6 protein-coding genes are annotated in these 6009 nt (G+C 72.2%); 3 read left to right on the top strand and 3 right to left on the bottom strand.

The genetic code is table 11. The features are described 5' to 3' along the window. Nucleotides 1-374 precede the first annotated feature (374 nt). Both ACIRR8_RS27745 and ACIRR8_RS27740 read left to right on the top strand, forming a co-directional pair. Nucleotides 375-1091: a DsbA family oxidoreductase gene (locus ACIRR8_RS27745; RefSeq protein WP_404069881.1), complete on the top strand. Its 717-nt coding sequence runs from the start codon at nucleotides 375-377 to the stop codon at nucleotides 1089-1091. A gap of 84 nt (nucleotides 1092-1175) precedes the next feature. After that, nucleotides 1176-2234, top strand: coding sequence for an aminotransferase class V-fold PLP-dependent enzyme (locus ACIRR8_RS27740; RefSeq protein WP_404069879.1), 1059 nt, complete (start codon nucleotides 1176-1178; stop codon nucleotides 2232-2234). A 7-nt stretch (nucleotides 2235-2241) separates the two neighbouring features. Here the strand turns inward: ACIRR8_RS27740 and ACIRR8_RS27735 are convergent, their stop codons facing one another. Continuing rightward, nucleotides 2242-2760, bottom strand: a complete 519-nt coding sequence (locus ACIRR8_RS27735) for a MarR family winged helix-turn-helix transcriptional regulator (protein ID WP_404069877.1) — start codon at nucleotides 2758-2760, stop codon at nucleotides 2242-2244. A 168-nt stretch (nucleotides 2761-2928) separates the two neighbouring features. Here ACIRR8_RS27735 and ACIRR8_RS27730 point away from each other — a divergent pair, with 168 nt between their 5' ends. After that, nucleotides 2929-3999, top strand: a complete 1071-nt coding sequence (locus tag ACIRR8_RS27730) for an alkene reductase (RefSeq protein ID WP_404069875.1) — start codon at nucleotides 2929-2931, stop codon at nucleotides 3997-3999. Here the strand turns inward: ACIRR8_RS27730 and ACIRR8_RS27725 are convergent. Together ACIRR8_RS27725 and thpD are read right to left on the bottom strand one after the other, a co-directional pair. Next, nucleotides 3975-5009, bottom strand: coding sequence for a VOC family protein (locus ACIRR8_RS27725; RefSeq protein WP_404069873.1), 1035 nt, complete (start codon nucleotides 5007-5009; stop codon nucleotides 3975-3977). The two genes, ACIRR8_RS27730 and ACIRR8_RS27725, sit on opposite strands and share 25 nt — an antisense overlap. 101 nt (nucleotides 5010-5110) lie before the next feature. Further along, complete coding sequence (gene thpD / locus ACIRR8_RS27720; protein WP_404069871.1) at nucleotides 5111-6004, bottom strand: ectoine hydroxylase; 894 nt, start codon at nucleotides 6002-6004, stop codon at nucleotides 5111-5113. Nucleotides 6005-6009: the final 5 nt, after the last annotated feature.

The raw sequence follows: 6009 nt of genomic DNA, 5'->3' as shown, positions 1-6009 counted from the left end.
GGGGGGGGGGGGGGGGGGGGGGGGGGGGGGGGGCCGGGGGGGGGGGGGGGGGGGGCGGCCCCCCCCCCCCCCCCCCCCGGCGAGGATCCAGAACAGGCCGGGGGACGCGAACCGGGGCGCGCCGTGGAGTCCAGGGCCGGCCGGACGCCGAGACCGTAGTGCAGCAGGTCGCGGGGTACGCGGTGCGCGGTCACCGCGGGTGCGCGGCCGCCGGGCCCGCGTCGGACCGGCCACGGATCGACCACCGTGCCCCGCGCTCCGGAGGCGTCCGACGGCCGCCGGGAATGACCAGGTCAGGTTCGGTGTTCGACCAGAGGTCCGTCCCTCGGGCGGCCTCCCCGACCCGTCCACGCCCCCTGGAGAGAAGAAGAGTCATGCGCGTCGAGATCTGGTCCGATATCGCCTGTCCCTGGTGCTACATCGGCAAGGCCCGCTTCGAGAAGGCGCTCGCCGAGTTCGCCCACCGGGACGAGGTCGAGGTCGTGCACCGCTCCTTCGAGCTCGACCCCGGGCGGGCCAAGGGCGAGACCGAGCAGGTCGTCGACATGCTGGCGAGCAAGTACGGGCGGACCCGCGAGGAGGCCGCCGGCATGGAGGCCAACGTCGCGGCCAACGCGCAGGCCGAGGGGCTCGGTTACCGCACGGAGGGCCGGGACCACGGCAACACCTTCGACATCCACCGGCTGCTGCACCTGGCCAAGGCCCGCGGCCGCCAGGACGAGCTGCTGACCCTCGCCTACCGGGCCAACTTCGCCGAGGAGCGGTCCGTCTTCGACGACGACGTGCTGCTCGCGCTCGCCGTGGAGGCCGGTCTCGACGGTGACGAGGCGCGTGCGGTGCTCGCCGACCCCGAGGCGTACGCCGAAGAGGTCCGGGCCGACGAGCGCGAGGCGGCCGAACTGGGCGCCAACGCGGTGCCGTTCTTCGTGCTCGACCGGCGGTACGGGATCTCCGGCGGCCAGCCCTCCGAGGTCTTCGGCCAGGCGCTGGAGCAGGCCTGGAAGGACCGTCCGGCCACCGAGCTGACCACCGTGGGCGGCGACGCGGCCGCCTGCGACACGGACGGCGCCTGCGAGGTCCCGAAGAGCTGAGCGCCACCGGTATAAGCGATTCTTGGATGCGCCCCGCAAGTTTCGGCAATTGACTATGAGTCGCGGGGGCTCCAGGCTGAGTCCATGACGATCTCTCCGCTCAGCCAGATGGCCGCCGCCGAGTTCGCACCCGAGGTCACCTACCTCAACACCTCCAGCTGGGGGCTGCTGCCCCGCCGCACCATCGCCGCCGTCAAGGCCCTCGCCGACGAGAACGCCGCCGGCCGCCGGATCGGCGCGGGCAGTTTCGACGTGGTGGAGGCGGCCCGGGCCGGTTTCGCCCGGCTCGCCGGGGTCGAGCCGGACCGGGTCGCCACCGGCAGCTCGGTCACCGTCCATGTCGGGCTGATCGCCGCCTCGCTCCCGGCGGGCGCCGAAGTCCTGGCGCCTGAGGGTGAGTTCTCCTCCGTCGTCAGTCCGTTCGCGCTCCGCGGCGACCTGCGGATGCGGTACGTCCCGCTCGCGGACCTCGCCGACGCCGTACGGCCCACCACCGCGCTCGTCGCCTTCTCCGCGGTCCAGTCGGCCGACGGCCGGGTCGCCGACCTCGCCGCCATCCGCGCGGCCGCCGCCGCCCACGGCACCCGGACCCTGCTGGACGCCACCCAGTCGGCGGGCTGGTTCCCGCTGGAGGCGGGGGCGTACGACTACACCGTCACCGGCGGGTTCAAGTATCTGCTCTGCCCCCGGGGTACGTCGTTCCTCACCGTGACCGAGGAGGCGCAGGGCACCCTGCCGCACCTCTTCGCCGGCTGGGTCGCCGCCGGTGCGCCCTGGACCGGCAACTACGGGCCGCTGGAGCGCGTCGCCCCCGGTGCGCGCGGCTTCGACGAGCCGCCCGCGTTCCTCTCGTACCACGGGGCCGAACACTCCCTCGCGCTGCTCGCGGAGATCGGCGCCGACGCGCTGTACGCGCACGCCACCTCGCTCGCCGCCCGGCTGCGCTCGGGGCTGGTGGAGCTCGGCCACAAGGTGGTGCCGGGGGAGTCGGCGATCGTCTCCGTGCCGGGTCTTGAAGGCCGCCACGACGAACTGACGCGGGCCGGGATCGCGGTGTCGGCTCCCGCCGGGAACCTGCGGATCTCCTGCCACCTCTACAACACGGAGGCGGATGTGGACCGGGTGCTGGACGTGCTGGGCTGAGGAGGGATCAGCAAGTGGGTCCGCCGCGCTCCGGGCACCCCTGCGTCTCCTGGCAGAGGTTCGCCTCCACCTTCGCCAGCAGCCGCGTCAGCTCCGTACGCTCATCGCTCTCCAGGCCCGCCAGCGTGTGCTCCTCCAGGCTGCACCACGCGTCCCGCACCGCCGTGTGCAGCGCGCAGCTCTCCGCCGTCGCCTCCACCAGGACCGCCCGCCGGTCGTCCGGGTCGGGGCGGCGGCGCACATGGCCGGTCTGCTCCAGGCGCTGGAGCATCTTGGTGACCGTCGAGGGGTCCAGGTCCAGCGTCCTGATCAGCTCGGACTGACGGACCGGCCCCGAGTCCCACAGCTGCATCATCAGCAGTTCCTGACCCGGGTAGAGCCCCAGACCCTTCAGCAGCTTGCCCGCCGCGATCCGGTGCAGCCGGGCGACGCGGGAGACGGCGTGGCTCACGGGCCCGCCGAGCGCCGCTCCGGGCAGCGCGTCGGTACAGGGGACTTCCGCGGTCGCGCTGGTGGCGGTGTTCATGGCGGGCTCCTCGGTGCTGCTCCGATGGGGGCTTCTCTGTCGGCCGGAGCCTTCCGGACACTTTACCTTGGTCGGCCAATCAATGCGCTACAGTGACCGTCAGCGCCAATGATTGGCCGACCACATACCTATTTTATTGGTCGACCACATACTCTTCTGGGAGCCTTGATGACCACCGCTTTCGACCCGATCGACCTCTCCGGCATCCCGCTGGCCAACCGCATCGTGATGGCCCCGATGACCCGGAGCCGGGCGGGCGAGGGCGGTACGGCCACCGAGCTCACGGCCGTCTACTACGCCCAGCGCGCCTCGGCCGGCCTCGTCATCACCGAAGGCATCCAGCCCTCCGCCGTCGGCCAGGGCTACCCGTTCACGCCCGGGCTGCACAGCGCCGAGCAGGTCGCGTCCTGGCGCAAGGTCACCGACGCGGTGCACGCCGAGGGCGGCCGGATCTTCGCCCAGATCATGCACGCCGGCCGCATCGGCCACCCGGATCTGCTTCCCGACGGCCTCGTCCCGGTCAGCGCCTCGCCGGTCAAGGCGGCCGGCCAGGTCTACACCGCCGAGGGCCCCAAGGACTTCGTCGAGCCGCACGAGCTGACCGGTGCCGAGATCCGGCAGACCATCGCCGACTTCGCCTCGGCCGCCCGCAACGCCGTCGAGGCCGGATTCGACGGCGTGGAGCTGCACGGCGCCAACGGCTACCTCATCCACCAGTTCCTCGCGCCCAACACCAACCTGCGCACCGATGAGTGGGGCGGCTCGGAGAGCGCGCGCGTCCGGTTCGCCGTGGAGGTGGTCAAGGCGGTCGCGGCCGAGATCGGCGGAGCCCGCACCGGACTGCGCATCTCGCCGTCCAACCCGTACAACGACATCGACGAGCCCGCTCCGGACGCCGTCTACACCGCGCTGGCCCAGGAGATCGAGCGGCTCGGCCTCGCCTATCTGCACATCCTGGAGGACGCTCCGATCCGCGAACTGACCCTCCAGCTGCGCAAGGTGTTCACCGGCACCGTCCTGATCAACGTGCACTCCGACGGGCCGACCGGCCCGGACGACCACACCGTGATCGACGACGGCATCGCCGACCTCATCTCGTACGGCGTCCTCTTCCTCGCCAACCCGGACCTGCCCGCCCGCCTCAAGGCCAAGGGCCCCTTCAACACCCCCGACCCGTCGTCCTTCTTCGGCGGCGACGCCAAGGGCTACACCGACTACCCGGCGCTCGACGCCGTCTGATCCTCCAGGGGCCGCCCGTCCCACCGCCACTCCGTGCGGCGCGGGCGGTCCGGCAGTTCCGCGCGGCCGGTGGCCCAGAGCAGCACGGTCCACCGGTCGCCGCCCGCCGGCGCTTCGGGGAAGAGCCGGGCCAGCACCCGGTCGCAGAGGTCGGCGGGCGGCGCCCACGTGAGGCCCAGGCCCTCGGCGAGGTCATGGGTGTGCACCAGGGTCTCCACCACACCCATCGCGGCGAAGCCCTCCGGGTCGGAGACGCCGTGGACGTGGTAGGCGCGCACCCGAGGCGGCGTCGTCCGCACCATCGAGGCCAGCAGCCCACCGCTCGCCTCCACCGTCGCCAGCAGCCCGGCGGGCCCGGCCGCACGGTCGGCGAAGAGCAGGCTGTACGGCCCGCCGGGGCGTTCGGAGGTCCAACGCAAGGGGAGGTTCCGCTCCAGCGGGGGCGTGCGCGGGCCCAGCCGCACGGCGTACGAGACGAGGTCGTCGCCCAGATGCTCCGCCGTCTCCCAGCACGTCCACTCCAGCGTCCCGGCGGGCTTGTCCCAGCGGTCCGCCGGGGCTTTGGCCAGTACGTCCACCGCGAGCCGCACGGCGGTCGTCACATCGTCGGCGGTCACCGGCAGCCGCGTCCCGCTCAGCGCGGCCCGCTCGGCTGCCGAACACTCCACGCAGAACTCGTTCCCCTCGGGGTCCGCCAGGGTCGCCCACCCCCGCCCGTTCGGCCTCCGGTGGTCACCGACCAGCGTGGCGCCGAGCGCGAGAAGCCGCTCCACCTCCTCGTCCCGGGTGCGGTCCTGCGGCTGGATGTCGAGGTGCACCCGGTTCTTGGCCGTCTTGGCGTCGGGGCCCTGCACGAAGAGGATCGCGGCGCCCGGGGTTTCGAGCAGGGCCTCCGGGTCGCCGGGGAGGTCGTCGTCGGCGAGCGGCGCGCCGAGCACCTGGGACCAGAAGGTGCCGAGCGCGTGGGCGTCGGCGCAGTCGACGGTGATGTGCCGTACGTGAGAAGTCATGGTCGTCACCCTGACCGGTGGCCGGTGCCGGGTCCAGCGAGATACGCGCAGGGGCCCGGGACGGCGTACCGTCCCGGGCCCCTGTGTGCCTGCGCGTGGCGCTACTTCACCGGCGTGAAGTCCCGCGCCCCGATGAACTCCGGGCGGCGGATCGGCGCCGCGAACGGCTCCTGCGCCGCGTTCTCCACGCTGTTGAAGACGATGAAGACGTTCGAGCGCGCGTACGGCGTGATGTTGTCGCCCGACCCGTGCATGGCGTTGCAGTCGAACCAGGTCGCCGAACCGGCCTTGCCCGTGAAGAGCTTGATGCCGTGCCGGTCCGCCATCTTCGTCAGCGCCTCGTCGGACGGAGTGCCCGCGTCCTGCATCTGGAGCGACTTCTTGTAGTTGTCCTTCGGCGTCTCGCCCGCACAGCCGAGGAACGACTTGTGCGAACCGGGCATGATCATCAGCCCGCCGTTGGTGTCGAAGTTCTCCGTCAGCGCGATCGACACGGAGACGGTCCGCATGTTCGGAAGACCGTCCTCGGCGTGCCACGTCTCGAAGTCCGAGTGCCAGTAGAAGCCCGTGGCCCCGAAGCCCGGCTTCACGTTGATCCGGGACTGGTGGACGTACACGTCCGAGCCGAGGATCTGGCGGGCCCGGCCCACCACCCGTTCGTCACGGACCAGAGCGGCGAAGACCTCGCTGATCTTGTGGACCTCGAAGACGGACCGTACGTTCTGCGTCTGCTTCTCCACGATGGAGCGCTCGTCGGCCCGGATCAGCGGGTCGGCGACCAGCCGGTCCAGCTCCGCGCGGTAGACGGCGACATCGTCCGGGGTGATGAGCTGGTCGACGGTGAGGAAGCCGTCGTGCTCGTAGCCCTGGAGATCCTTGGCGGCGATCGGGCCCGGTGCGCCCGGCGCGGACCAGATGACCGGGTCCTGGCGGGGAGTGGTCATCTCGGCGGCGCCGCGCGAGGGGTACAGATCTGCGCGTACTTCGGTGGTCATGGTGG

Origin of the sequence: Streptomyces sp. NPDC101178 (assembly GCF_044767965.1) — a bacterium.
Lineage (GTDB): Bacteria > Actinomycetota > Actinomycetes > Streptomycetales > Streptomycetaceae > Streptomyces.
The sequence above is the reverse complement of the archived record's forward strand: the minus strand, read 5'-3'. Positions and strand labels throughout refer to the sequence as shown.